Origin of the sequence: Stenotrophomonas sp. UBA7606 (genome assembly GCF_002477705.1) — a bacterium.
In the GTDB taxonomy this organism is placed as follows: domain Bacteria; phylum Pseudomonadota; class Gammaproteobacteria; order Xanthomonadales; family Xanthomonadaceae; genus Stenotrophomonas.
Genome location: NZ_DLJW01000115.1, coordinates 3290 through 29712 on the forward strand (window position 1 = coordinate 3290; position 26423 = coordinate 29712).

At 66.7% G+C, this 26423-nt stretch carries 27 protein-coding genes; 9 read left to right on the forward strand and 18 right to left on the reverse strand.

All coding sequences use genetic code 11. The features are described from left to right. Positions 1-40 precede the first annotated feature (40 nt). Both B2527_RS15205 and B2527_RS15210 read right to left on the reverse strand, forming a co-directional pair. Positions 41-811 carry a hypothetical protein gene (locus B2527_RS15205; RefSeq protein WP_293715407.1) on the reverse strand — a complete coding sequence of 257 codons (771 nt, stop codon included), beginning with the start codon at positions 809-811 and terminating at the stop codon, positions 41-43. Positions 812-872: 61 nt separating this feature from the next. Beyond that, complete coding sequence (locus tag B2527_RS15210; RefSeq protein WP_312369722.1) at positions 873-1883, reverse strand: linear amide C-N hydrolase; 1011 nt, start codon at positions 1881-1883, stop codon at positions 873-875. A gap of 226 nt (positions 1884-2109) precedes the next feature. On the opposite strand from B2527_RS15210, the gene B2527_RS15215 reads away from it, so the two are divergent. Then, a complete protein-coding gene (locus tag B2527_RS15215) occupies positions 2110-2424 on the forward strand; it encodes a hypothetical protein (protein ID WP_293715411.1) in 315 nt (104 codons plus the stop codon). Positions 2425-2858: 434 nt separating this feature from the next. Here the strand turns inward: B2527_RS15215 and B2527_RS15220 are convergent, their stop codons facing one another. After that, on the reverse strand, positions 2859-3554 hold the full coding sequence (locus B2527_RS15220) for a YceI family protein (protein WP_293715413.1): 696 nt from the start codon (positions 3552-3554) through the stop codon (positions 2859-2861). 90 nt (positions 3555-3644) lie between these two features. After that, positions 3645-4235: a malonic semialdehyde reductase gene (locus B2527_RS15225; protein WP_293715416.1), complete on the reverse strand. Its 591-nt coding sequence runs from the start codon at positions 4233-4235 to the stop codon at positions 3645-3647. Between the two features lie 135 nt (positions 4236-4370). Here B2527_RS15225 and B2527_RS15230 point away from each other — a divergent pair, with 135 nt between their 5' ends. The 5 genes from B2527_RS15230 (at position 4371) to B2527_RS15250 (ending at position 8780) form a co-directional block, all read left to right on the forward strand. Continuing rightward, positions 4371-5342 (forward strand): mitochondrial fission ELM1 family protein, encoded by a 972-nt coding sequence (locus B2527_RS15230; protein ID WP_293715419.1) that lies wholly within the window; start codon positions 4371-4373, stop codon positions 5340-5342. 284 nt (positions 5343-5626) lie between these two features. After that, positions 5627-6502 carry a DUF2145 domain-containing protein gene (locus B2527_RS15235; RefSeq protein ID WP_293715421.1) on the forward strand — a complete coding sequence of 292 codons (876 nt, stop codon included), beginning with the start codon at positions 5627-5629 and terminating at the stop codon, positions 6500-6502. Next, positions 6499-7032: a hypothetical protein gene (locus B2527_RS15240; protein ID WP_293715424.1), complete on the forward strand. Its 534-nt coding sequence runs from the start codon at positions 6499-6501 to the stop codon at positions 7030-7032. The genes B2527_RS15235 and B2527_RS15240 overlap by 4 nt, the downstream gene beginning before the upstream one ends. A 35-nt stretch (positions 7033-7067) precedes the next feature. After that, a complete protein-coding gene (locus B2527_RS15245; protein ID WP_293715427.1) occupies positions 7068-7583 on the forward strand; it encodes a hypothetical protein in 516 nt (171 codons plus the stop codon). A gap of 630 nt (positions 7584-8213) precedes the next feature. Further along, positions 8214-8780 (forward strand): queuosine precursor transporter, encoded by a 567-nt coding sequence (locus B2527_RS15250; RefSeq protein WP_293715429.1) that lies wholly within the window; start codon positions 8214-8216, stop codon positions 8778-8780. Between the two features lie 64 nt (positions 8781-8844). On the opposite strand, the gene glnE is transcribed toward B2527_RS15250, so the two are convergent. Beyond that, positions 8845-11694, reverse strand: coding sequence for a bifunctional [glutamate--ammonia ligase]-adenylyl-L-tyrosine phosphorylase/[glutamate--ammonia-ligase] adenylyltransferase (gene glnE, locus B2527_RS15255; RefSeq protein ID WP_293715431.1), 2850 nt, complete (start codon positions 11692-11694; stop codon positions 8845-8847). A 283-nt stretch (positions 11695-11977) separates the two neighbouring features. On the opposite strand from glnE, the gene B2527_RS15260 reads away from it, so the two are divergent. Next, a complete protein-coding gene (locus tag B2527_RS15260; RefSeq protein WP_293715434.1) occupies positions 11978-13492 on the forward strand; it encodes an acetyl-CoA hydrolase/transferase family protein in 1515 nt (504 codons plus the stop codon). Positions 13493-13835: 343 nt separating this feature from the next. On the opposite strand, the gene B2527_RS15265 is transcribed toward B2527_RS15260, so the two are convergent. The 13 genes from B2527_RS15265 to gspE form a co-directional block, all read right to left on the reverse strand. Beyond that, positions 13836-14171: a YegP family protein gene (locus tag B2527_RS15265; protein ID WP_293715437.1), complete on the reverse strand. Its 336-nt coding sequence runs from the start codon at positions 14169-14171 to the stop codon at positions 13836-13838. Positions 14172-14301: 130 nt separating this feature from the next. Beyond that, entirely contained in the window at positions 14302-14568 is a 267-nt protein-coding gene (locus B2527_RS15270) for a GIY-YIG nuclease family protein (RefSeq protein ID WP_293715440.1), read from the reverse strand. A gap of 10 nt (positions 14569-14578) precedes the next feature. Further along, a complete protein-coding gene (locus B2527_RS15275) occupies positions 14579-15022 on the reverse strand; it encodes a hypothetical protein (protein ID WP_293715443.1) in 444 nt (147 codons plus the stop codon). 147 nt (positions 15023-15169) lie between these two features. Next, positions 15170-16243, reverse strand: a complete 1074-nt coding sequence (locus B2527_RS15280) for a 3-deoxy-7-phosphoheptulonate synthase (RefSeq protein WP_293715446.1) — start codon at positions 16241-16243, stop codon at positions 15170-15172. 253 nt (positions 16244-16496) lie between these two features. After that, entirely contained in the window at positions 16497-16985 is a 489-nt protein-coding gene (gene gspM, locus B2527_RS15285) for a type II secretion system protein GspM (protein WP_293715449.1), read from the reverse strand. 11 nt (positions 16986-16996) lie between these two features. After that, positions 16997-18154, reverse strand: a complete 1158-nt coding sequence (gene gspL / locus B2527_RS15290; RefSeq protein WP_293715452.1) for a type II secretion system protein GspL — start codon at positions 18152-18154, stop codon at positions 16997-16999. After that, on the reverse strand, positions 18151-19092 hold the full coding sequence (gene gspK, locus B2527_RS15295) for a type II secretion system minor pseudopilin GspK (protein WP_293715455.1): 942 nt from the start codon (positions 19090-19092) through the stop codon (positions 18151-18153). The genes gspL and gspK overlap by 4 nt, the downstream gene beginning before the upstream one ends. After that, a complete protein-coding gene (gene gspJ / locus B2527_RS15300; protein WP_293715458.1) occupies positions 19089-19694 on the reverse strand; it encodes a type II secretion system minor pseudopilin GspJ in 606 nt (201 codons plus the stop codon). The genes gspK and gspJ overlap by 4 nt, the downstream gene beginning before the upstream one ends. Further along, positions 19691-20053: a type II secretion system minor pseudopilin GspI gene (gene gspI / locus B2527_RS15305; protein WP_293715460.1), complete on the reverse strand. Its 363-nt coding sequence runs from the start codon at positions 20051-20053 to the stop codon at positions 19691-19693. Before gspI ends, gspJ begins: the two co-directional genes overlap by 4 nt. Then, on the reverse strand, positions 20050-20559 hold the full coding sequence (gene gspH / locus B2527_RS15310) for a type II secretion system minor pseudopilin GspH (RefSeq protein ID WP_293715463.1): 510 nt from the start codon (positions 20557-20559) through the stop codon (positions 20050-20052). The genes gspI and gspH overlap by 4 nt, the downstream gene beginning before the upstream one ends. A gap of 2 nt (positions 20560-20561) precedes the next feature. Then, on the reverse strand, positions 20562-21002 hold the full coding sequence (gspG, locus tag B2527_RS15315; protein ID WP_414717109.1) for a type II secretion system major pseudopilin GspG: 441 nt from the start codon (positions 21000-21002) through the stop codon (positions 20562-20564). After that, positions 20999-22201, reverse strand: a complete 1203-nt coding sequence (gene gspF / locus B2527_RS15320) for a type II secretion system inner membrane protein GspF (RefSeq protein ID WP_293715469.1) — start codon at positions 22199-22201, stop codon at positions 20999-21001. Before gspF ends, gspG begins: the two co-directional genes overlap by 4 nt. Positions 22202-22220: 19 nt before the next feature. After that, positions 22221-23735 (reverse strand): type II secretion system ATPase GspE, encoded by a 1515-nt coding sequence (gene gspE, locus B2527_RS15325; protein ID WP_293715472.1) that lies wholly within the window; start codon positions 23733-23735, stop codon positions 22221-22223. Positions 23736-24040: 305 nt separating this feature from the next. Between gspE and B2527_RS15330 the strand changes: the two genes are divergently transcribed. Together B2527_RS15330 and gspD are read left to right on the forward strand one after the other, a co-directional pair. Continuing rightward, a complete protein-coding gene (locus B2527_RS15330; protein WP_293715475.1) occupies positions 24041-24499 on the forward strand; it encodes a hypothetical protein in 459 nt (152 codons plus the stop codon). Next, a complete protein-coding gene (gene gspD, locus B2527_RS15335; RefSeq protein WP_293715478.1) occupies positions 24496-26394 on the forward strand; it encodes a type II secretion system secretin GspD in 1899 nt (632 codons plus the stop codon). The genes B2527_RS15330 and gspD overlap by 4 nt, the downstream gene beginning before the upstream one ends. Positions 26395-26423: the final 29 nt, after the last annotated feature.

A 26423-nucleotide genomic window follows, 5' to 3' on the forward strand; every position in this document is an offset into this window, starting at 1 on the left:
CCTCCCCAACCCTCCCCTTCACTGCGCGAAAGGGAGGGGATTAAAGCTGCAGCCCTGCGCCGAAGCGGTAGGTCACACCCAACATCGGGCCCGACAACGACACATCCAGTCGTTTGCCCTTGTCGCGGTAATCCAGGTGCTGATGGCGGTAGCCCATCGACACGAACAGCTTGTCCGTTGCCTGGTAATTGGCCAGCGCCAACAATTGCCAGGTGCTGTCCGAGCCCACGCCAAAGCCGCCTACGTCCACATAGGCAATGCTGCTCCAACGCGGGCTCAAGGCCTGACGCCAGCGCACGCCGGCAATCGGGTCGACGAAACTGGAATCCGAACGCGCCGATACCAGCCCTGGCACCTCCACCGCCGCACTGATATCCCAGTAACGGATACCCGCCAGCAGATCGATGCCGGTGCGCTCCTCTGCCATCCACGCATAGCCAGCAGTCAACGTGGCCGAGGTCTGCCGCACCTTCACCTTGGCCGCCAGGCCGATCGGCAGCGGGGTGGAATCGGAGGTGGATGCATGGGTGAAATCCGCCTGCAGCACGAAATCACCCCGACGCGCGGTGCCGGTGATGAAGGCTGCCGCGTCCAGGCTGTCCATCAGCTCGGAGAAGGATTTGTCCACGTCCGCCGTCGGCGCACTGCGGAACGGCCTTACCTGGCCTTCCATGCCGCTCATCCACACATAGGGCGTGGCCTGGAAGCGCCAGCTGTCATCACTGGCACTCTCGGCCTGGGCCAGCGGCGGCGCCAGCAAAAGCGCTGCCAGCAACGCCGGCAGGCGCTTGAATTTGAATTGCTTGTTCATTGGAACTCCGGGTAACGCATGCCCGCTTGCCGGGCATGCGTTCGGTATACGCGGGTGGTGCTCAGACGCCGAGGAAACGGAACGGCTTGGTTTCCTTGAACTGGGCGTTGGCCTCGCCGGCATAGATGTTGCGCGCCTGCTCACCCAGGTCCAAGCGCTTGACCTTGCCGCTGTTGGCGCCGAAGTCGATCTTCTTCAAGTCCACCCAGAACACGTTGGTGCTCAGCGCCGACTCGAAGTAGTAGCGCTTGCGCGACTGGTCGGACACCGTGCGCCAGCGGGTGGAGGAGATATTGGGCTCGCCCGGGGTGGTGATGCCATAAGGCACCGATACGTTGCGGATCACGCCGAACACGCTGGCGGTGGACTCCACCGGATCGGTCGATTTGGGGATGGCGTCGATGTAGAACGCAGCGCGCGCGAAGCGGTCGGAGGCGCGGTTGGTGCCCGGCAGCATCACCGTGCCGCCAATCTGCCGCCAGTAGCTTTCCAGCGCCAGCTGCTCCTCGAAGATCGGCGAGTTGGTCATCACCTTGTAGTCGCGGCTGTGGTGGATGACCTGCTTGCCCTTGATGTACTCGATGATCGCGCTGTCGCCACTGGCATCGGACAAGGACAGGTGCAATGTGGCCAGGCGCTGCTCGCCCGGTGCCGCGTCGCTGACCAGGGTAAAGGGCTCGTCGGCCAGCGCCTTGACCGCTTCGTCCACGGTGGCGAAGTTGTCCAGCATGTACTGGGTCCACACCGAGATGGCCAGGCCCGGCTTGCCGCTGTTGCGCTCGGGGTACTCGGACTCGGCCAGCCACAGCAGGTTGGCGACCAGGCCGGCCTCGTTCATGCCGTCGGTGGTGGCGATGTCGTAGGCACTGGCGATGACGCTGCCATAGCGCGAGGTCCACTTGAGCGTGTCGGCACCGGTTTCGCCGGTGCGCTGCATGCCACGCGGGAACATCCACAGGTGGGTGCCGGTGTCGACCTTGTAGTCCATCGAGCGGCCAGTGAAGATTTCATCGCCGGCACCGTGGTAGACGAAGCGGGTGCAGGCATCGGCATCGTGTTGTACGCCGAGCATGCCGATGCAGGCGGTGGCGCAGGCGGCGAGGAGGGATCGCTTGACTGACTTCATGGGTGTTGCCTCCGTGGCTGGACCGGTTCAGTAATGCAATCCGCAGGATCTTAGCAGCCATTCATTTTCCGTCTAAGACGCAGTTGGCAATCCCGGCAAGGGGCGGGCGTACAGCGGGGGCGCTGCTATGCTGGCCGCAACCACACCCGGTCGCACACATCAGATGATCACCATGCCTGCCTTCCCCCCCCGCCTGCGCACGCTGCGCCTGCCCGCCTGCATGTTGTTGGCGCTTACGCTGGGCGGTTGCCTGACCGCACCGGGCCCAACCGTGGCCGGCGACGGCCGCTGCAGTGATGCCAGCCTGCAATGGGCGGTGGGCCAGCCCGGCGATGAGGCCAATATGCGCCGCTTGGCGAAGGAAAGCGGCGCCGGCCTGGTCAATCCGATCACGCCGACCACGATTGTGTCGCGCGATATCCGCCAGGATCGCCTGCGCGTGTACATGGATGCGGACAACGTGATTACGGCGGTTCGCTGCGAATGAGTTTTGTGGGGTGTTTTGGGTGGAGCGCTTTGAAGCCTGAAGTGCAGAAGCTTGCCCTCACCCCTACCCCTCTCCCGCCAGCGGGAGAGGGGACTTGATCGGCGCGATTATGCGGAACTGATGCAGCGTTGGCTTCGTTCCTGAAAAGCCGGCATCGCTTTGCTTTGCTTTGCTCTGCCTTGCCCCGCTCTGCCTTGCCCCGCTCTGCTTTGCCCCGCTCTGCTTTGCTTTGCTTTCCCCTCTCCCGCAAGCGGGAGAGGGGTAGGGGTGAGGGCAAGCTTTGGCTTTGGCCTTGGCTTTAGCTTTAGCTTTAGCTTTGGCCTTGGCTTTAGCTTTAGCCACGCCCCCTCCCAAACACCACACACACAAAAGCAAAGGCCCGCCAATGGCGGGCCTTTGCTTTTTAGCTGAAACCTCGAACAACCCGGACGCGATTACTCGGCCTTCGGAATCGACGCTTCGGTGGTGATGCGGATCTTGACGTCATCGCTCACCGCCGGGGCATAGGCGCCCACGCCGAAGTCGCTGCGCTTGATGGTGGTGGTGGCATCAAAGCCCACCGACGGCACCTTCATCATCGGGTGCTCACCGGCACCATTGACAGTGACATCCAGCACCACCGGCTTGGTCTGGCCCTTGACGGTCAGGTCACCGGTCACGGTCAGCTTGTTGGTGCCGGCCGCTTCCACCTTGGTGCTCTTGAAGGTGGCAGTCGGGAACTTGGCGGCGTCGAAGAAATCAGCGCTGCGCAGGTGTTCGTCGAACTTGGCGGTGAAGCTGTTCAGGCCCGACAGCGGCAGGGTCACTTCCACGCTCGACTTGCTGACGTCGGCAGCGTCGTAAACCAGAGTGCCATCGGCATTGCCGAAGTGGGCGGTCGGGTTGGAGAAGCCCATGTGGTTCCACTGCACCAGCACGTCGGTGTGGGTCGGGTCGAGCTTGTAGGTGCCCGCGGCAACCTGGATGGCAGCGGCTTCGCTGGCGGCCGGGGCGGCAGCAGCGGCATCGGCCGGGGCAGCAGCGGTTTCAGCCGGGGCGGCAGCCGGAGCAGCGGTATCGGCCGGCTTGGAGCAGGCGGTGATGGCAGCGGCCAGGGCCAGCGGGAGCAGCAGCTTGGAAAGATTGGACATGGGAATTCTCCTGAAAGTGGGAAAACGGGATGAGGGCAGTTTCAACAGGCGGAGCTTCAGTCGCCGTGACGGAAACCGCCAGGACAACACTCAGACAATGCGTGCCGCTTCGTCGAAGGACAGGCGCGGCAGGCGCGGGAATACCGCCGACGGATCGCCATAGCCCAGGTTGACCAGGAAGTTGGACTTGATCGCGGTGCCGGCAAAGAACGCTTCGTCCACCTTGGCCGCATCGAAGCCCGACATCGGGCCTGCATCCAGGCCCAGCGCGCGCGCGGCGAGGATCAGGTAGGCGCCCTGCAGGGTGCCGTTGCGGAATGCCGCCTCGTGGCGACCTTCGCGCGGGCCGTCGAACCAGGCCTTGGCGTCGGTGTGCGGGAACAGGTAGGGCAGCTTTTCGTGGAAATCCTGGTCGAAGCCGACAATCACCGTCACCGGCGTGGCCAGGGTCTTGGCCAGGTTGCCCTCGGACAGAGCCGGGGCCAGCTTCTGCTTGGCTTCCGCGGATTTGACGAACACGAACCGGGCCGGCGTGGAGTTGGCGGCGGTGGGCGCCCACTTCAGCAGGTCGTACAAGGCACGCAACTGGCTGTCCTCGACCGGGCGGTCCTGGAAGGCATTCTGCGTACGCGCGGTGCGGAACAGCTGGTCAAGCGCGGCATCGTTGAAGATGTCGGACATGGAAACTCCGTGGTGAATTGGGCTACGGTCTCATGGCATTGCGCCGGAAAGCCCGGGACAATGGCATCGCCGATCTGAGCGCGCAGTGTAGAGCGCCTCGACTGTTGCAACACCACGCCTTATTGAAACGAATTAATGCCATACGCGAAACGATCGACGCTCCCCTGGACGATCACTGACGGCCGCGCCGGCAATGTGCGGCAGGCCGTGGCGCTGGCGTCTGCGCTGCGCCTGGGTGGCCAGCAGCGCCTGCAACTGCAGCCGCAGGCGCCGTGGCGTTGGCTGTCCCCGCGCTTGCTGCCGGGCGCCGCCGGGGGCTTTGGCGAGGTTTTCCAGAACCTGGCCGGCACCGCACCGGGGCTGGCGATCGGCTGTGGCCGCCAGGCCGCCGCCGCCCTGCGGGTACTGGCCCAGCGCGGCACGCGCACGGTGCAGATCCTGGACCCGCGCATCAATCCGCGTCATTGGGACCTGCTGGTGGTGCCCGAGCACGACCGCCTGCGCGGTGCCAACGTGCTCACCCTGCTGGGCAGCCTCAATCCCGTCAGCGACGACTGGCTGGCCTGGGGCCGGGCTGCGTTTTCCAGCTTCGAGCAGCTGCCCGGGCCGCGCACCGCCCTGCTGGTGGGCGGGCCCACCGACCACGCTCCATGGCAGGACGCCGACATCCAACCCCTGTTCCAGCAGTTGGCCGCGCGCATCCGCGCCGATGGCGGCAGCGTGCTGGCCACCACCTCGCGGCGCACCCCAAAGCCGGTGACACAGGCCCTGCTGGCGGCTTTTGACGATGTGCCCGGGGTGATCTGGAGCGATGGCGGCGACGGTTCCAACCCCTACGGCGGTCTGCTGGGCTGGGCCGACCGCATCGTCTGCACGCCGGATTCGGTGAACCTGCTGTCCGAGGCCTGTGCCACCCGGGTACCGGTAGGCGTACTGCTGGGCCAGCGCGCGCAGGGCCGCATGGCCCGCTTCCAACAGGCGCTGCGCGATCGCGGCCGGCTGCTGGTGGGCCTGGAGGCACTGGACGCGGACGTTACCCTACCGGTGGAGCCACTGCGGGAGACGGTGCGGATTGCCGATGAGGTCAGGGCGCGGTTGGGGCTGTAGGACGAGGGAGCGGCCGAGGGCTTCAGGTTTCGTCCTTATGCCGTCATTCCCGCGCAGGCGGGAATCGCTCTTGGCTTCCACACCCACATGTACTGAAGAAAGCAAGAGCAGGATCAAAGGCAAGAGCGATCCCCGCCTGCGCGGGAATGACGGTTTGAAAGCGGAGCATGCAGCGCCTCCCTTACCTTCTTCTCTCTCCTTCCTCTTTCTTCATTTCCCTCCCCTTCTTTCCCTCCCCTGCTCCTAACAAATCTTTTGCAGGCGCCATGCAAGGATGCGCGCCGATGAAACCCCGTACCGTATTTCCGCTTGCCACTGCCATGGCACTGGCCGCGCTTACCGCACCGGCATTCGCGCAACAGGCCTGCAGCCCGCGTTATCCGCCGCCCACCACTGTTGCCGCCATGTTCGACATGGCCGCCGTCACCGCCGATACGCTCGATGCCTTGCCCGATGTGGACGTGGCCATCGCCGCGCGTGGCGGCCAGGACCTGAGCAAGTACGGGCTACGCCACAGCCACCTGGCCTTCCTGATGCGCAACGACGCCGGCAGCTGGGACGTAGTGCACCTGCTGAACCGCTGCAAGACCGACAACTCGGACCTGTACCGCGAGGGGCTGGTGAACCTGGTGGGCGAGAGCTCGATCACCACCGACCTGCGGGTTGGCATACCGACGCCCGAGGTGCGCGCGGCACTGAAGACCCTGCTCGCCGGGGCCGCACCACAGGCACGGGCACTGCACGAGCCGCGCTACAGCATGCTGGCCTACCCCGGCAGCAGCCAGTACCAGAACTCCAACCAGTGGATCCTGGAAGTGACGGCGGCCGCCATGGCACAGGCCGCAGGCGAAAACGCACTGGCCGATCGCGATACCGCCCTGGCCTGGCTGAAACAGAAGGGTTACCTGCCCACCCGCATGCACATCGGCATCGGCAAACGGCTGGGCGCGCGTTTCTTTGCCGACAACGTGGCGGTCACCGACCACCCGGCCAGCGAGCGTATTTCCGGCAACTACTCGGTGGTGACGGTGGAGTCGGTGTTCGACTTCCTGCACCGCAGTGGCGCGCTGGAGCGCGAGTTGGCCATCCCCCATCAAACCCCGGTGCCCGCCACCAGCAGCGCACCGTCCCCCGTACAACGACAGGAGTCCGCCCCATGAAGCACCTCATCAAAAGCAGCGCGCTGACCTTTGCCATCGCCGCCAGCCTCGGGCTGGGCGTGGCGCCGCAGCAGGCACAGGCCGACGGCTTCCAGCTCAACGGTTCGCAGGGTTCGGTGTTGGTGGCCGGCTCCAGCGTGGTGATGGTGGTGTCCGGCCCCATCTTCCTGTCCGCCGCCGGCGTGCGCGGTGCGGCCGAGATGTCCAAGGAATCCCGCGAGCGCCGCGAAGAAAAGCGCCGCATCAGCGCCGGTCCGCTACCGGACCTGGAAGTGAAGTCGGTGGACACCGCCGCCGATGGCGGCCGCCGCGTGGCCCTGGAAGATCCGGCCAACCCGGAAAACCACGCCACCCTGCAATGGCCCAAGCGCGAGGACGACCCGGCAGCCGGTTTCACCGTCGGCGAGAAGATTGCCTTCCAGCCCAGCCCGCAGGGTGCTGGCTGGATGCTGCGCAACCCCGCCGGTGCTGCGTTGGCCTTCGTCCCCACCATTGAAGCGGTGGATGAAAGCCGTACCCGCACGCTGTGATCGCCACGGCCTGTTGATTGCTGAAGGACTACCGGATGAAAGCCCCGCTCCCCTTGTTGGCACGCTGCGCCTTGCTGGCCTGCCTGCTGCTGGTTGCACCCGCCTACGCGGCTGACACGCCTGATGGCACCGCGGCCAGCGCGCAGGCCTTGTCGGCCGGCAACACGATGCAGGTGTCCGTATCGGTATTCATGGCAGCGGGTGGCGCAGCCAGTAGCACTGACGGCGCGCGGCGCATGAGCAGCGACCGCCAGACCGCGCGGATCAGCACCGGACCGCTGCCGGACATGCGGGTCGAGACGATCACCCAGCAGGCTGACGGCGGCCGCAGCGTGGCGCTGGTCGATCCCGCAAATGCCGCCAACACCGCTCGTTTGCAGTGGCCGCAACGCGAGGACAACCCGGCGGCGAACTTCGTGCAGGGCCAGACCGTGGCCTTCACCGCCAGCCCGCAAGGCGCGGGCTGGATGCTGCGCGCGGAGGACGGCGCGGTGCTGACCTTTGTGTCGGCGATTGAAGCGGCACCGGTGAGCGCTGGCGGGGAGCTTTGAAATTAAAAGCGGCCCTCATCCCAACCCTCGCTCCGCGCCCCTGCCCTTGCGCTGAAGAGCAGTGAACCTGTGGTTCGCAAGCGGCCCCTCTAGCCCGTAAAAGGGAGAGGGGCTTTCAACGGATGCTTATGCCCTGCTTCTGCGTGCGATGCGGGGCGCGGGGGCATGTAGGCGCTTGAGCAGAAGCTGATCACCTCCCTTCTCCCGCGTGCGGGAGAAGGTGCCCGAAGGGCGGATGAGGGAGGCTTTGGGCTTTGGGCTTTGGGCTTTTGGCTTCTCGATGTTGGAGCGCCAGTAAACCCAGCTTCATGAGCAGAAGCTGCCCTCACCCCAACCCCTCTCCCGTAAACGGGAGAGGGGCTCAATCCGCTTGGGGGCTCAATCCGCTTGGGGGCTCAATCCGCTTGGGGGCTCAATTCGCTTGGGTGCTCAATTCGCTTGGGTGCTCAATCCGCTTGGGTGCTCAGTCCGCTTGCGCTCAATCTGCTTGCTCTCAAGCACGCTTCACGCCTGCCTCGTTGACATCCACCTCGGCCTCAGCCGTTACACTAGGCACCCACCTGCCCCCAGGGCACGGCCCCTCCCCTTCTCTATCGATGCAGTGCCCAACGGCGCTGCCTGTGCCCGTTCATGTCATCGCATCCGTCCATCCGCTTTGCCCCGCTCACCCCCACCTCGCTGCTGCTGGCAGTGCTGGCGATGGGGGCCGTGGTGCTGGGCTCGAACGTGCTGGTGCAGTACCCGATCAATGATTGGCTCACCTGGGGCGCTTTCAGCTACCCGGTCGCGTTCCTGGTCAGCAACCTGATCAACCGCCGCTTTGGCCCGCAGGCGGCACGCCGCGTTGCCTGGGCCGGTTTTGCGGTAGCCGTGGTGCTGTCGGTGTGGATTGCCACGCCCCGCATCGCGGTGGCCTCGTGCTCGGCGTTCATCGTCGCGCAGCTGCTGGACATCACCGTGTTTGACCGGCTGCGCGCCGGCAACTGGTGGCGTGCACCGATGGTGGCCACCACCTGCAGCGCCACCGTCGATACCGCCATCTTCTGGTCCATCGCCTTTGCCGGCTCGCAGCTGCCGTGGGTCAGCTGGGCCGCAGGCGACCTGGCAGTGAAGCTGGCCATCGGCGTCTGCCTGCTGGCTCCGTTCCGCGCCCTGCTGTGGAAAATGGCGCCTTTGAAGGCAGGAACCAGAGGTTAGGAACTAGAAACCAGTAGAGCAGGAGCCAGGGGCTGGAACCCAGTGAACTGCGACTTCGCCCTCTCTACGTTGCGGGTTCCCTGATCTCTGGTTCCTGGCCTTTCGCTAACGGAAAAGGCAGGCCTTGGGCAATTGCCGCGGCCGTGATGGCCGCGCAGGCAGCCTCGATTTCAGGTGTGGGCGTGGCGATGCGCGGGCGCCTGTCCAGGGTGCAGGACAGGCCCACGTCCAGCAGCGTGGCATGCGCGTCGTGCAGGGCCACCGCGGTATCGCCCGGCAACCAACCGGCGGCGGCCAGCGCGGCGATCAGGAACGGCGTCTCGCGCGGCTCGCATAGTGCCGGGTGATGCTGGGCCTGCGACAACACGCCGGTCTGCAGCACGAACTCCAGGTCCACCAGCCCACCTGCGCCCTGCTTCAGGTCCAGCCGCGCCGCGTCACTGCGGTCCAGCTCGGCCCGCATGCGCGCGCGCATCTTCAGCACGTCACCGAACAACGTGTCCTGGTCGCGCACGCGGCCCAGGGTGCTGCTGCGTACCTGCTCGAAATCGGCCAGCAGTGAGGCATCACCGGCCACCCCACGGGCACGCACCAGCGCCTGATGCTCCCAGGTCCAGGCGCGCTCGCGCTGGTATTCGGTGTAGCTGGCCAGCGACGACACCAGCGCGCCCTTGCCGCCGTCCGGGCGCAGCCGCACGTCGATGTCGTACAGGCGGCCGGCAGCTGTCACCGCACCAAGCAGGGCCATCACCTTCTGCGCCAGACGCGCGAACCAGCGGCCGGGGTCCAGCGGGCGCGGGCCGTCGCTGGCCTCCACCCCGGCCGGGCTGTCGTACAGGAACACCAGGTCCAGGTCCGAGCCGAACCCCAGCTCGACACCGCCCAGGCTGCCGTAGCCGATGATCGCAAAGCGCCCGGCGGGGATTTCACCGTGGGCCTGGCGCATGTCGGCCAGCGCCATCTGCAATACCGTTACCACCACCGCATCGGCCAGCTGCGCCAGCTGGCGGGTGCAATCCACCGCGCGTTGGCGGCCATCGTGGAAAGCCAGCGCCATGCGGAAGCTCAGCGCCAGGCGTACTTCATTGAGCGCGCGCAGCGCGGCTTCCGGATCGCCGATAGCCAATGCGCTGGCGCAGGCATCGTGCATTTCCTGCGCTTCCGGCATGGGCCCGGCCACGCGCGTGTCCAGCAACTCATCCAGCAACAGCGGGAAAGCCACCAGCCGCTCGGACAGCAGGGCGCTGCGCGCCAGCACGTTGACCAATCGCGTCAATGCGCTGGGTTGCTCGTCCAGCAGCGCCAGATAGCTGGTGCGGCGCAGGATGGCGGCCAGCAGGCCGAGCACGCGGCGCAGCGCGGCGTCAGGCTGGGGCGAGCGGGTGGCCGCGTGCAACAGCGCCGGCAGCACCCGGTCCAGGCGCGCGCGGGCGGTGTCGGACAGCGACTTCACCCCCAGCGACTGGGCAAACTCGCGCAGCGATTGGTCAGCGCCATTGGCATCGGCAAACCCGGCCTCGGCCAGCACCTCGGCACTGCCGCCATCGGGCAGCACACGCCAATAGCTGGACAACACGTCCGGCGCGGCCTGGCCCTTGCGGGGGGCCAGCAGCGCGCCGAACTCGACGCCGACGCGCTGGCGCTGCTCGTTCAGGGCCAGCAGCAGGGCTTCCCAATCGACATAACCCAGGCCGTGGGCGATGCGCGCGCGGTCCAGCGGATCATTGGGCAGGCAATGGGTCTGTGCATCACGCAGCATCTGCAAGCGGTTCTCGACGCGGCGCAGGAAGCGATAGGCCTGGATCAGGTCCTCGCCATCGCTGGCCGCCATCTGCCCGCCGTCGACCAGCGCGCGCAGTGCCGGCAACAAGCGGCGTTCGCGCAACGCAGATTCGCGGCCGCCACGGATCAACTGCAGTGCCTGGGCCAGGAATTCGATCTCGCGGATGCCGCCGGGGCCACGCTTGATGTCGTCCAGCCGGTCCTTGCGCGCAACCTCGGCGGTGATCGCCGCCTTCATCTCGCGCAGGCCATCGAGTGCGGTGAAATCCAGGTAGCGGCGATAGACGAAGGGCCGCAGCGTCTCCAGCCACGCCTCGCCGGCAGCGATATCGCCCGCCACCGCGCGCGCCTTGATCCAGGCGTAGCGCTCCCAGTCGCGGCCTTCGCGCTGGAAATACTGGTCCATGCCGGCAAACGACAGCGCCACCCGCCCGGCCGTGCCGAACGGGCGCAGGCGCAGGTCGACGCGGTGGCTGAAGCCTTCGGCGGTGGTTTCGTCCAGCAGCCGCGCCAGGCGCTGGCCAAGCCGGGCGAAATACTCCTCGGCGGCCAGCGGGCGGGCGCCGTCGGACTCGCCGTTGTGCGGAAAGGCGTAGACCAGGTCGATGTCGGAGGAGAAGTTCAGCTCGCCGCCGCCGAGCTTGCCCAGCCCGAACACCACCAGCTGCTGTGCGCTGCCATCGGCGCCACGCACCACGCCGTGGCGGCTGGCGAACTCCTGCTCCAATGCCGTCAGGCCCAGCTGCAGACACTCTTCGGCCAGTTGGGTGGCGCCCGCCAGGGTGGCGTCGACGTCGTCCAGCCCCAGCAGGTCGCGCCAGATCAAGCGGGTGGAGGACGCTGCGCGGTAGCGGCGCAGCTGGCTGGGCCAGGCGGTGGGCTGCAGCGGGTCCAGCACCGGCAACGGTAGCGGCGCCGGATCCGGCTGGGCCAGCCGCTGCAGCAGCTCCGGCTGTCGGCACAGGGTGTCGATGGCGAAGTCGCTGGTGATCGCCAATTGCCGCAGCGCCGCCTCGAACCCGGGCGCAGACGGCCATTGGGCAGGATCAGGGACGGCCAGCTTCAGCCGGGCCAGGGCACGATCACTGATGGGCTGAACAGATTCAGGTACTGCGGGGGCGGTTTGGCTCATCCGTGAATGATGGCATCTGCCGGCGCCGTTGGTCGCCATCTCCGGCGATCAGGCATTAAAAAAGCCCGCTGACAGCGAACTGTCAGCGGGCTTTGCTCCCTCCCCCACGTCGGGATGCAGGTCGATCCTGAGCGCAGAACGAACAACTTGCACGCTGCAGTGCAAAACAATACTGGGGAGTACAAGAGCACTGAAGCGGCAAAGACCATCCCACCAAGGTAGAACCCCCGTGTTCACGCCGATCCGCGATAATTGGCAGTCCCCACAAGAAACCGTAGTCGTCATGTCTGTCGAACGCATCCTGGACCCGCGCCTGCGCGACCGTATCGTTTCCGCCGAACAAGCCGCGGCGTTCATCCAACCCGGCGAAACCGTGGCCATGAGCGGCTTCACCGGTTCCGGCTATCCCAAGGCGGTGCCGTTGGCGCTGGCACAGCGCATTGAAGACGTGCACGCCGCAGGCCAGCCGTTCAAGATCAAGCTGATGACGGGCGCGTCGACCGCACCGGAACTGGATGGTGCGCTGGCCAAGGCCGATGCCATCGCCATGCGCATGCCGTTCCAGACCGACCCGGATGCACGCAAGCGCATCAACGAAGGCACGCTCGATTACATCGACATCCACCTTTCCCATGTCGCCCAGCACGTGTGGTTTGGTTTTTACGGTGAGATCGACACGGCGGTGATCGAAGTCTCGGCGATCCGCGAAGACGGTTCGCTGGTGCCCTCCACCTCGGTCGGCAACAACAAGACCTGGCTGGACCTGGCCAAGAAGGTGATCATCGAGGTCAACGAGTGGCAGCCCGCGGATATCGAGGGCATGCACGACATCTACTACGGCACCGCGCTGCCGCCGCACCGCAAGCCGATCCCGCTGATCCATGCCAACGACCGCATCGGCCAGACCACGCTGAGCGTGGACCCGGACAAGATCGTGGCGGTGGTGCGCACCAACGGCCCGGACCGCAACAGCCCGTTCAAGCCGATCGATGAGGACAGCCGCCAGATTGCCGGCTACCTGATCGAGTTCCTCAAGCACGAAGTGGCCAAGGGCCGCCTGCCGGCCAACCTGCTGCCGTTGCAGTCGGGCGTGGGCAACATCCCCAATGCCGTGCTGGCCGGCTTGGCCGAAAGCGGCCTGCGCGGCCTGACCTCGTTCACCGAGGTGATCCAGGACGGCATGCTGGACCTGCTCAAGTCCGGCGTGCTGGATTACGCCTCGTGCACCGGCTTCGCGCTGAGCCCGGAGGCCAACGAGGAGTTCAAGCGCAACATCAGGTTCTACCGTGAGCGCATCATCATGCGCACGCAGGAGATCTCCAACCATCCGGAACTGGTGCGCCGCCTGGGCTGCATCGGCATGAACGGCATGATCGAGGTGGACCTGTACGGCAACGTCAATTCCACCCACGTGATGGGCAGCCGCATCATGAACGGCATTGGCGGTTCGGGTGACTTCACCCGCAACGGCTTCCTGTCGACCTTCCTGAGCCCGTCGATGGCCAAGGGCGGTTCGATCTCGGCGATCGTGCCGATGGTCAGCCACGTCGACCACACCGAGCACGACGTTTCGATCATCGTCACCGAGCAGGGCCTGGCCGATCTGCGCGGCCTGCCGCCACGTGCACGCGCGCGCCAGGTGATCGACAACTGTGCGCACCCGGATTACCGCGACCAGCTCAACGACTACTTCGAGCGCGCCTGCCGCGACAGCTACGGCAAGCACACGCCACATCTGTTGCCGGAGGCCCTGTCCTGGCACCAGCGCTACATCGACACCGGCAGCATGAAGGCCTGAGGCCAAACCTGTAGTGCCGAGCCATGCTCGGCAGGAGCTTTACCAGAAAGACCCGATCTGTAGTGCCGAGCCATGCTCGGCAGGGGCTTTACCAGCGAAAAGCCGCCCTCACCCCAACCCCTCTCCCGTACACGGGAGAGGGGCTAAAGCTGAAGGCCTGAAGCTCCACCTGTAGTGCCGAGCCATGCTCGGCAGGGGCTTTACCAGAAAGGCCCGATCTGTAGTGCCGAGCCATGCTCGGCAGGGGCTTTACCGGGAAGGCCCCTGCCGAGCATGGCTCGGCACTACAAATGAAAAACCCCGGCTTGCCCGGGGTTTTTGTTGCTGCACCGCCTGGCCGCTCCTAGGCGGTCTTGTCCTTGACCGTCGTGCTGGGCCCATTGCCTTTGACGCTGGTGATGCCCGCTTCGCGGCCGGCCTGGGAGGCATACATCTGGCTGCTGCCGATCACCTGGTGGTTGGCCGCCTTCAGATTGAAATGATGACGACCGTCACTGGCAGTCTTGCGCTCGTAGCGTGCCTCGTCGGGACTGTTCTTCTGCGCCGAGGCGATACCGCCTTCGGCTGCCGCGCGGGTGGTGTAACGCTCGCTGGTCAGGATGACCTCGGCGTTGCCTGCCTTGAGCACGAAGTAGTACTGCCCATCGCTGCTCTTATCCAACTCGTACCAACCTGCCATCGCAATACCCCACTTGAGGATGATGCCGGCACGCCGCCGCCCTGCTCGCGCAGCCGCATGCGTGGCTGTTAGTCCGGCCTGCCGGACGTTGGAAGCCGCACTACACCACGGCTACGAGTCAGACTCTACCTCAATCCTCTGTCCGCTCCAGCCAGGCCAGCTTGCGGATACGGGGCAGCTGTTTGAGCTGCCACTCCGCCCGCGAGGCCGCTGAACGGTCGGCATAGGGGCGGCTGGCAAGGATGCGCAACGGCGGGTGCGCGCGCGTGTAACGCGCGCCCTTGCCAGCCATATGGGCTTGGAAGCGGGCTTCCACATCGGTGCTGATACCGGCGTAGTAGCTGCCATCACGGCATTCCAGCAGGTACAGGAACCAGCTGCCTTTCAGGCCCGACACCCGGTTCCCCTTACAGGCTGGCCGCGTCGGCGATCTTGCACATGCCTTCGCCCACTGCCTTGTTGGAGGTCAACTGGCCACCCTTGATGCTGAAACGTACCTCCACGCGGATGACCCCGCCATCCTGGCGGCGAACCGTGGTACGCAGCGGCACGGTGGAGCCGCCGCCACCGCGCACCGGGTTTTCGGCGGCGATGTAACCGGTGGTCTCATTCGGTGAAACACCAACCATGCCCTCGGCCTCGATCGCCGCCACGGTCTTGGCGAAGGCATCGGCGTAACTGATGCCTTCGTGGTCGGTGTGCACCAGGAACTGCTTGCCGGTGGTGAAACCACCGCTCACCGACATGTTCTGCAGGCAGCCACTGCCCGAGTCGAAAACTTCTTTTTTGGCCAATGCCATGGTCGGCACCAGCAACAGCATCAGTGCCACGCTACATGTACGGATACGCATCACTTTCTTCTCCCTAAGCGGTGATCTTGATTGGCTTCCTGCCGGGTGAGGCGTTCCCCTGGTACACAGCAGGCGGGGGCTCTTACGGCCCCCGCCGGGTAAATTACTTGCCTTGGGCTCACTGTGCCAGTGCAACTGTCACGTTGCTCAGGCTGCGGCTTCCAGCTGCACGCGGCGGCGGGCACGCACCGCCTCGGCCAGGCGCTCCAGCACCTGCACGGTGCTGTCCCAGTCGATGCAACCGTCGGTGATGCTCTGGCCGTAGACCAGCGGCTGGCCTTCGACCAGCTCCTGACGGCCTGCCACCAGGTGGCTCTCGATCATCACCCCCACCACCCGCTGCTCACCGGCCTCCAGCTGCACGGCGATGTCATCGATCACCTTGGGCTGGTTTTCCGGCTTCTTGCTGCTGTTGGCGTGGCTGGCGTCGATCATCAAACGCGCCGGCAGCTGCGACTTGCCCAGCACCTCGCTGGCGGCCTGCACGCTGGCGGCGTCGTAGTTGGGCGCCTTGCCACCGCGCAGGATCACATGGCAATCCGGGTTGCCCTGGGTGGCGACGATGGCGGTGCCGCCCTCCTTGGTCACCGACAGAAAGTGGTGCGGGTGCGAGGCTGCGCCCACCGCATCGGCGGCGATCTTCACATCGCCGGTGGTGCCGTTCTTGAAGCCCACCGGGCAGGACAGGCCAGAGGCCAGCTCACGGTGCACCTGGCTCTCGGTGGTACGTGCGCCAATCGCGCCCCAGGCCACCAGGTCGGCGATGTACTGCGGCGAGATCACGTCCAGGAACTCCACGCCGGCCGGCAGGCCGAGGCGGTTGATGTCACGCAGCAGGCCGCGCGCCACACGCAGGCCCTTGTTGATGTTGAAGCTGCCGTCCAGGTCCGGATCGTTGATCAGGCCCTTCCAGCCCACCGTGGTGCGCGGCTTCTCGAAGTACACGCGCATGACGATTTCCAGCTCGCCGCCCAGGGCGTCGCGGAGCGGGCGCAGGCGCTGGGCGTATTCCATCGCTGCAACCGGGTCGTGGATGGAGCACGGCCCCACCACCACCGCCAGGCGGTCGTCCTGGCCGTGCAGGATGCGGTGCAGCGCGCTGCGTGCATCGGCCACGGTCTGCGAGGTTTCATCGTCACAGGGCAGCAGCGCCAGCAGCTGTGCCGGCGGGGTCAGTGGTTCCAGTTTGCGGATGCGAAGATCATCGGTGTGGGGGGGCATTGCGGGGGCTCCAGTTCAAAGCGTGAATGGTGTGTGCCCCAGCGAGGCGGCATGAAAAAAGCCGCCAGGTTCGCTGGCGGCTTTTCGGGAATGCGTCTGAAAGTTTCTTCAGGGTGAGCGCAGTCCTTCCTCCGCCAGCGGCTTCGGAAAGTAATACCAAAAGTAAAAGCTGGCGCGGGCTGCGTTCATGGGGAGCATTGATAACACGGTTTTTTGTGCGATGCGACAGTTTCAGCGGCAACCGCCGCGCCGTTCAGCCAGCAGCCGCCAGCACCAGCTCGCCCTGCCAGCCGGCCTGTGCATCGCGCGACAGCCGCAGCTGCGCGGTTGCCACACCGGCGGCCTGCAGCTCCTGCAGCCACGCCATGATCTCCGTCGGGGCACCTTGCACGGTCAGCAGCAGTTGCCGGTCGGCCTGGGTGGGCGGGGCCACGATCACCAGCCCGCGCCGTTCCGCGCTGCGGGCAAGCAGGGCTGGCACGGCGGCAGCATCAACGGCTGCCTTCGCCTGGCTGCGGCCCGCCAGGGCCACGGCATTGGCCCGCAGATGCGACTGCAGCGCCTGCTGCTCGGCCACGTTGGCGCGCGCCGCGCGCAATGCCGCTTGCACCGGCAGCCACGCCCCCCACCAGAACCCCAGCAGCAGCAGAAAGCCGGCCAGTACCGACAGCGCGATGCGCTCACGGCCCGCCAGCGCCTGCCAGCGCCGCCCCAGCATCTGCCGGCGACTGTTTGCAGACATGTCCTTGCCGTTCACTGGGCACCTCCCACGCTGAGTTGCAGCATCTCGCCGGTCGACGGCTGTGCCTGCACCTGCAGCCCGGCCGCCTGCAGGTGCTGCAGCACGGCCTGACGCATGTTGCTGTCGCCGCCCTGCAACTGGATCTGCAGACGTGCGCTGGCCGCATCGAACTGCAGCTGCTGCACCTGCAGTTGGCCATCGCCGGGTATCGCCCTTGCCACGGCATCCAGCAAGGTCTGCAGGCGCGAGGCGGCGCTGCCCTGCTGCAGATGCTGGTCGAACTGTGCACGCAGATCGACGATGCGCCGTTCCTGCGGGAACAAGCCCCTGTAGATGGCCTCGTTGGCCTGGCGATACCCTGCTGCCTGCTGGTTCAACAACCAGGCCTGGGTACCATCGAATGCCAGCTGCGCGCAGGCCAGCAGCGCCAGCGCCGCAACCAGCGGTTGCCAATGCCGCAGGCGAACAGGCGGCCGCGCGGCAAACGCACCTTGGGCGAGATCCAGCGCCTGGCCGCGCTGTGCCGCCAACCACACGAGTACCGGCTGATTGATCGCCTGGGATGTGAAATCACAGGCCAGTGGCATGTGTGGCGTGACGTCGCTGCCGTGGAAAACCTGCAAGGGGCTGTCAGGCAGTGCCCCAGCCAACCCCAGCTGCGCAGGTGCCAACGCCAACCGGGTTTCGTCCGTGCCGGCCAGCAGGCAACGGCAGGCGTCCCACCACAGCACCGCTGCGCCGGGGGGCAACAGATCGGCATCAACATGGATCGCGGCGATGCGCAGGCCTTGACCGCGCAAGTACTGCAACCAGCCCTGCAGCAGGCTACGGTTGACCGCCCGTACCGGATGGTGACCATCGGCGCGGCGCGCGCCCATCACCAGATGCAAGGCCTCCACCTCTTCGGCCAGCAGCGGCTCCACCGCATAAGGCAGTGCCTGACGCTGCCAGTGCGTGCTGCCGGCAGGCAATGCCACCGCACAACATGCGACCTGCTCCACCGGCAGGATCAGCGCCACCGGGCGGCTGCCGAACTGCTGCAGCGCTTCGCCCAGGCTCGGGTTGGCACCCGCGTGACCATCGGCGCAGCCCACCTGCAGATCCGGTGTCAGCTGTGCGGGACACCAGGCGGGCAGGAACAGGCACGGCAGTGCCGGGGGCGACTTCATCGAACATTCTCCGGAACAAGAGGGGGCGCCAGCTGGCGGCTGACCACACGGATATCACCGCCTTCGCGCTGCAGCACGCTGAGCAGGCGCAGGCGGCGCGCGCCTATCGCCGCTTCGCTGCTGGCGACAAACCAGTTGCTGCGCACGGCCAGGCCGTTGCGTGCCACCCACCGCTGCTGCAGCAGTGGCTGCGCAAGGAAGGCGTCGACGCTGGCGAAACCGGACGCACCACGCGCCGCGACCAGTCGCTGCCCGTCCTGCATGCCCAGGCCATCGGCCAGGCTGGCCAGCACCCAGGCATCAGCGGTATTGAGGTTGAGCGCAGCAGTGGCCGGCAAGGCACTGACATGCGGCAACAGCCGCTGGTACACACGGTCATCGACACCGGCCAGCAGACGCAGCTCGCTGGTATCGCGCAGCCCGCGTGCCGCTGGCCGGTAGGCCGGCGTACGTGCCTGGTAGTCGCGCTCGGCCTGGCGGTGCACGTTGTCCGGTGCCAGCCCGGGGCTGATCCAGTCCACCAGCTGCCAGGCCAGCTGCGGGTCCAGTTGCAGCAACCGCAACAGGCGCTGCAGGCGTGCAAGCGCGTCCGCATCCAGCTGGCCTTGATGCACGACGCTGTTGAGATTGAAGCGGCCAGCGAGATCGTCGATGTCCACGCGCACCTCGCCGCCTTCCACCGGATAAGCGGGCAGCCGCTGCGCCCAGGGTTCGCCACGATGATCCACGCTGCCGCCCATATGCAGATCAGCACGCAGCACGCCCAGCGCCAGTTGTTCACCGCCGCGTGCGTACTGCCAGGCTTGGCGCGCCTGCAGCTGGTTGGCGCTGCCACGGATGCTCAGTTGCTGGCGCACCACCAGTGCCGCGCACACCGTGGCGGCCAGGGCGACCACCAGCAACACCGTGACCAGGGCGACACCGCGCTGGCGCGTCATGGCTGCAGGTTCCAACTGCCACCCTCGGGCAGCAGCAGGACGCGCCGCACGACACCGAAACGGGCATGGTCGATGCGTACTTCCAGCGCACGCGGCAAGGCCTGTCCCGCGCCCTGCCATTGCGTGCGCCACACGCCCTGTCGATCGAGGTAGCGCCAGTGCACTGCGGTGACGTCTGGCAGCGCCAGCTGGCTCTGCGGCGGACTGTCGTCGGCGCGGTCCAGCACCGGCCAGTACTGTCGCCGCAGCGCGCCATCCTGGTAATACCAACGCACCCGCTGCAGCTGCGCCCGGGTATTGCCCAGCGGATTGTTCCAGCCACCGCGGGTCCATTGCAGGCCCTGTCCGTCGGCATCACTCCAGAAAGCGGGTTCGCTGCCGCCGGTGGCGTCCAGCACCGGCCGCTCCAGTGCCTGCTCCACGTCCCTTTCAAGGCTGGTCACAGCGCGCTGCAACTGCCGCAGCTGCGCGTCCTGCGCGCGGGTCTGCGCATCCACGCGCACGGTGCTGGCCAGCAGGCGATGGCTGGCAACGCCAACCAGGGCGAAGATCGCCACCGCCACCAGCACCTCCAACAGGGTGAAGCCGGCACTGCGCTTCATTGCCGCACGCCGACAAAGCCGGTGAGCACCACACCGCCCCCCTCGCCCTCCAGCGCGCTCACCCGCACACGTACCAGACGTAGATTGGGATCGGGGGTGGCCTGCACGTCCTGCACCACCCGCCAGCGCTGGTGGCCCTGCTCACGGATGTCCTCGTGGATGCCCGGCTGCGATGCGCCCTGCAGTTGCAGCTCGGCCAGGCTGTTGTCGGCCAGCCACCCTGCCAGGGCGCGGTTTTCCAGCAAGGCGGCGTTATGCACGTGGCGTTGCAGGGTGGCATGGACCATGGCCGCCACCAGTGCCAACACCGCCAGCGCCACCATCACTTCCAGCAGGGTGAAACCCTGTGTACGGCTCACGGCAGACCAACCCCGCTCACCTGCGGGTCGTTCAAGCCATCGCTTTGCACGTGGTACACCGGGCCGTCGTCGCGGCGGCCGTGCAGGCGCGCGGAAAACGGCGTCCATTGCGCGGCCGAGGACAGCAGCAGCTGCGGCGGCCGCTCCCTGCCAAGGGCCTGTGCCGGCAGGCCCAGTTCGCTCCCTTCCACGGCAAGGCTCAACTGCATGCCATCGGGCAGGCGATGCGGCTGCCAGTCCGGCACCGGCTGCCAGCGGCCGCTATGCGCGTCGTGACGCCGCACCTGGTAACCGCCAGCGTCGATCACCAGGCCGTACTCGCGATTGTCGAGCACGGCTTCGTCGGCCACCAGCCGCACCACGCGGGCAAGCCGCTCGGCTTCCTCGCGCAGCGCGTAGGCGCCACCGCGCGCGCCACCGGCAAGGCCGACCGCGCCGGCCAGCACGCCGACGATCACCACCACCACCAGTATTTCCACCAAGGTGAAGCCATGCGCGCGGGCCACGCTCAGTTGTCCCGGCTGTCCAGGTCGGCGTCCAGTGCCTCGCCGCCTTCGCGACCGTCGGCACCGTAGGTCCACAGGTCGTAGGCCGCCCTGCTGCCCGGTGCCAGGTACAGGTAGGGCTTGCCCCAGGGATCGATCGGCAGCTTGGACAGGTAGCCCTCCGGGTTCCAGTTGTCGGCACCGCTGGGCGGGCGCTGCACCAGTGCCTCCAGCCCCTGCTGGGTATCCGGGTAGCGGCGATTGTCCAGCCGGTACATCTCCAATGCCGAGGCGATCGCCTTGAGGTCACCGCGGGCGACGGTGACCTTGGCCTGGTCCGGCCGCCCCATCACCTTGGGCACCACCAGCGCGGCGAGGATGCCGATGATCCCCACCACCACCATGATCTCGATCAGGGTGAAGCCCTGCTGTCGTCCTGCCATTGCGTTCATCGTGCAACTCATCCAACCAATTGAGTGAGGGACATGATCGGCAGCAGGATGGCCAGCACGATCAACAACACCACCACGCCCATCAGCACCAGCATGAAGGGCTCGAACAGGCCGACCAGCAGCGCGATGCGCGCGGCCAGATCCGTTTCCTGGTTGCGCGCGGCGCGCGCCAGCATGGCGTCCAGCGTGCCGGACTTCTCGCCGGCCGCGACCATGTGCAGCAGCATCGGCGGCAGCGGTGTGTGCTGTTCCAGCGCGCGGGTCAGGCTGCTGCCCTCGCGCACCATCACTTCGGCCTGCGCCAGGCCCGCCTTGATCGCCTGGTTGCCCACCACCTGGCCGGCAATGCGCAGTGCTTCGACCAATGGCACGCCGCTGCGAACCAGAACGGCCAAGGTGGAGGCGAAGCGTGCGGCTTCCAGGTCGCGCAGCAACAAACCGAACAACGGCAGCTTGAGCAGGGCCGCGTCCCAGCGCAGCCGCACCGCCGGCTGTCGCAACCGGCGCCAGCCCAGCCATGCAGCGATGGCCCCCATCGGCAGCAACCACGGCCCCCATTGCGACAACGCACCGCTGACCGCCACCAGGCCGCGGGTGAGCAGCGGCAGGCGCTGCCCGGAATCGACGAAGACCCGGATCACGTCCGGCACCACGTAGCCGAGCAGGAAGGCGACGATCAGCGTGGCCACCAGCAGCAGGATCAGCGGGTACAACAAGGCCAGCTGGATCTTCTGCCGCGCCTGCTGGCGCTGCTCGGTGTAGTCGGCCAGCTGCTCCAGCACCACGCCCAGGTGGCCGCGTTCGCCCGCCGCCACCATGCTGCGGTAGATGGCGGGAAACACGCGCGGATGTTCGCCCAGTGCAGTCGCCAGCCCATGCCCTTCCAGGATGCGGCTGCGCACCGCCAGCAAGGTAGTGCGCACCTGCGCCTTGGCGGATTGCGCAGCCACCGCCCGCAGGGCTTCTTCCACCGGCAACGCGGCCTGGATCAGGGTGGACAACTGGCGGGTAAGCAGGGCCAGGTCGGCGCTGCCCACCCGGCCCCAGGTCACGGCCGCACCGCCGTCGCGAGTACTTGCGGGCTCCACCCGTACCGGTGCCAGGTTGCGCTCGCGCAGCTGCTGGCGCGCCAGCCGCGCACTGTCGGCCTCGACCACGCCGGTGTGGCGGCGGCCATCGTCGGACAACGCCAGGTACTGGAACGCCGCCATCAGCGCGCAGCTCCACGGCTCACGGGTCGCGCCCCACGCGCAGCACTTCTTCCAGCGTGGTCACGCCATCGAGCACCTTTGCGCGGCCGTCGTCGAGCATGGAAGGCCCCTGCAGGCGCGCCTGTGCCAGCAGCTCGGCCTCACCGGCACCGGCATGTACCAGCGCGCGCAGTTCCGGGCCAAATTCCACCAGCTCATAGATGCCGGTACGGCCGCGGTAGCCCTGGCCATTGCACTGCGGGCAGCCAACGGGCCGGAACAGCAGCGGCCGCTGCCCGCTTTCTATCCCCAGCTGCGCGCATTCGGCGGCGGAGGCCGGCGAGGCGACCCTGCAACCCGGGCACAGCCGGCGCACCAGCCGCTGCGCCAATACGCCAAGCAGCGACGAGGACAGCAGGAACGACTCCACGCCCATGTCCAGCAGGCGCGCCACCGCACCCACCGCGCTGTTGGTATGCAGGGTGGACAGCACCAGATGGCCGGTGAGTGACGCCTGCACCGCGATACGCGCGGTTTCGCCATCGCGTATCTCGCCGACCATCAATACATCCGGGTCCTGGCGCAGGATCGCGCGCAGGCCCCGGGCGAAAGTCATGTCGATACGCGGGTTGACCTGGGTCTGGCCGACTCCATCCAGGTGGTATTCGATCGGGTCCTCGACGGTGAGGATGTTGCGCTGGCGGTTGTTGATCGCACGCAGCCCGGCATAAAGCGTGGTGCTCTTGCCGGCACCGGTGGGGCCGGTGACCAGGACGATGCCGTGCGGCCGGAACAGCATGGACTGCATGACGCCCACATCGCGCACGCGCATGCCCAGGTGCTGCAGCGACAACTGCCCGGACTGTTTGTCCAGCAGGCGCAGCACCACCCGCTCGCCGTTGGCGGCCGGCAAGGTGGACACACGTATATCCACCTCGCGGCTGCCCACCCGTACCGATATGCGCCCATCCTGCGGCAGGCGCTTCTCGGCGATGTCCAGCCGCGCCATCACCTTGATGCGCGATACCAGCAGGGTGGCCAGCTCGCGCCGGGGCTCGACCACGTCACGCAGGATGCCGTCCACGCGGAAGCGCACCACCAGCCGACGCTCGAAGGTTTCGATGTGGATATCCGATGCCTGCTCGGCGACGGCTTCGCCAAGCAGGGCATTGATCAGGCGGATGATCGGTGCGTCGTCCTGCTGGTCCAGCAGGTCTTCCACCTGCTCCAGGCCCTCGACCAGGCTGGCCAGGTCCAGGCTGTCGCCCAGCTCGTCGGCCATGCTCATCGCGGTGCTCGAATCCTGCTGGTAAAGCTGCTGCAGCTGCTGCTCGAACACTGCATCGGCTATCACCTGGCTGGGCACTGCCTTGCCGGCAAAGCGCTGGGCCTCGGCCAATGCGCGCATCGCCGCATCCGCACGACAGACGATGCGTACCGGGTCGTCATCCAGCAGCAGCACCCCGTGTCGGCGTGCGAACGCCAGCGGCAGCCGCACCGTTGCAGACACGGCGTGGCCGGCAGCCGTCGCAACCGGGAGCTCTTCGTTGTGCATCAATCCACTGCGGTGACATGCGCAATTCGCGCGACGTCACACTTCCCCCCAAGAATGTGCACGGGAAAATGCCATGTTCGCGGCGAAAAAGCGTGACGCGCACTTCATTTTCCCGCAGTGGGTCACAGTTCCATACGTGTACGCATCGCGCATTTGGATGGTCGCCGATAGAGTACCTGCCTTCGCCGATCCGACATCGCGAAAACAGGGGAAAACAAGACATTTCCGGTCTGCCACTGCCTCTTTCGGGCTGTGGTTTCTGCCTGTGCGCGTGCGGGTCCCGCAACGGGAACCAGGCAACACCGATGCTGCAAACCGATACATCCACCCTGCTGCCGCGCTTGCTGACGATACTCGTCACACTTTCAGGCGTGGCGCTGCTGTGCTGGCAGGCGCGCCAGTTGTACCTGCAGATGACCCGCCTGCCGGCGGCCAGCGCCGCCGAGACAACACGGCCCCCCGCAGATCCCCAACGGCTGCAGCGTCTGTTTGGCGCCGCCGGCAACAACACGGAGGCTCGCCTGCCCGGCGTCACCCTGCTGGGCTGCATCGTTGCCGCCAACCCGGCCCAATCGCAGGCCTTGCTGCACATCGACGGCATGGGCACGCTCACCGTCGTCAGCGGTGACGAGTTCCTGCCCGGTACCCGCGCCGAGCGTATCGGTGCCGACCATGTGGTGTTCAGCCGCGGCGGTGCCAGCGGACGGCTCGAATTCGACCGTCGCACTCCTGTAATGGCTCCAACCGTGCCGGTGCAGCCATGATCAAGCGCCTGTGTATGCTGCTGTTGCTGTCGCTGCCTGTCCCTTGTCTGTTGGCACAGGACGCAGCCGCCGCCACCGAGCCTTCGCAATGGACCATCAACATGAAGGACACGGATATCCGTGACTTCATTGGCGCGGTGGCCAATATCACCGGCGACACCCTGATCGTCGACCCACGCGTGACCGGTGAGGTCAGTGTCAGCGCGCAGGAGCCGATGAGCCTGCCGGAGGTACGCCGCCTGTTCCTATCGGTGATGACCGTGCACGGCTTTGCGGTGATCGAAGAGGACAGGCAGACGCGGGTGGTGCCCAACGACGAGGCCCATGTCTTTGCCGATGGCCGCAGCCGTGGCCCGGATGCGATCGAGACCCGGGTGCTGAGCGTGCAGAACGGCAGCGTTGCCGACCTGCTGCCCACCCTGCGCCCGCTGGTACCGGCCAACGCCTATCTGGCCGCCGTGCCTACCTCCAATGCGCTGATCATCAGTGACCGCCGCGGCAATATCGCCCGCATCGAATCACTGGTGCGCCAGCTCGACGCGCCGCGCCTGCACGCGCACAGCGACTACCAGGTGCAGTACGCCAGCGTCGAGAGCCTGCAGAAGCTGCTGCAGGCCAGTGTTGCCAGTACCGCCAATGGCGCCAGCACGCGGGTCCTGGCCGATGCCCGCACCAACCGCCTGCTGGTTTTCGGCCCCGAGCAGGCACGCCAGCGCCTGCTGGCGCTGGCACGCTCGCTGGACGTGGACGCTCCGCGCTCCACCACCACCCAGGTGATCCGCCTGCAGCATGGCGATGCCAAGCAGATGGCGCAGACCCTGGGGGCCATCGGCGATTCGATCAAGCAGGAAGACGATGCCAAGGCCGCACCAACCGGCACCCTGATCCGCGCCGACGAAAGTCTCAATGCGGTAGTCATCCACGCCAAGCCGGAGATGCTGCAGATCCTCACCGACATCGTCCGCCAGCTCGACATCCCGCGCTCGCAGGTGCTGGTGGAGGCGGCCATCGTCGAGATATCGGGCGACATCGAGGATGCGCTGGGCGTGCAGTGGGCACTGGATGGCGGCTCGCGCAGCAACGGCGTGGGTGGCATCAACCACAACGATACCGGGCTGTCGATCGGCACCCTGCTGGGCGCACTGGCCGCCGGCACCACTCCGACCTCGCTGCCCTCCGGCGCCATCCTCGGCATCGGCAACAGCAACTTCGGCGCGCTGGTGACGGCGCTATCCACCAACTCCAGGAACAACCTGTTGTCCACGCCGACGCTGCTGACCCTGGACCACGAGCCGGCGGAGATCCTGGTCGGCCAGAACGTGCCCTTCCAGACCGGCTCGTACACCACCACCGGTGACGGCACCAGCAACCCCTTCACCACCATCCAGCGCCAGGACATCGGCGTGACCCTGAAGGTGACCCCGCACATCAACGACGGCGGCACGCTGCGGCTGGAGATCGAACAGGAGATCTCCTCGCTGGCAGCCACGCCCAGCGGCATCACCCTGTCCGACGTGATCACCAACAAGCGTTCGATCAAGAGCACCATCCTGGCCAATGACGGCCAGGTGATCGTGCTTGGCGGGCTGATCCAGGACGACGTCACCCATGGCCGCTCCAGCGTGCCGCTGCTGGGCAGCATTCCCGGCCTGGGCCGGCTGTTCAGCTCCACCCGTGATACCCGGGTCAAACGCAACCTGATGGTGTTCCTGCGCCCCACCGTGATCCTCGGCCAGTCCGCGGCCGGTGACATCAGCACACGCAAGTACCTGGACCTGCGCGGCGCACCACCAAACACCGGCAAGTACGCCAACCCATTGCCCGCCTCGGCCGAACAACTGTTCAACACCGACGGCGGTTCCGACCGCGCCACCGTGCCATCCACCGGCCGCTGACGCGGTCCGCGGCTGCGCCGGCATGCGGG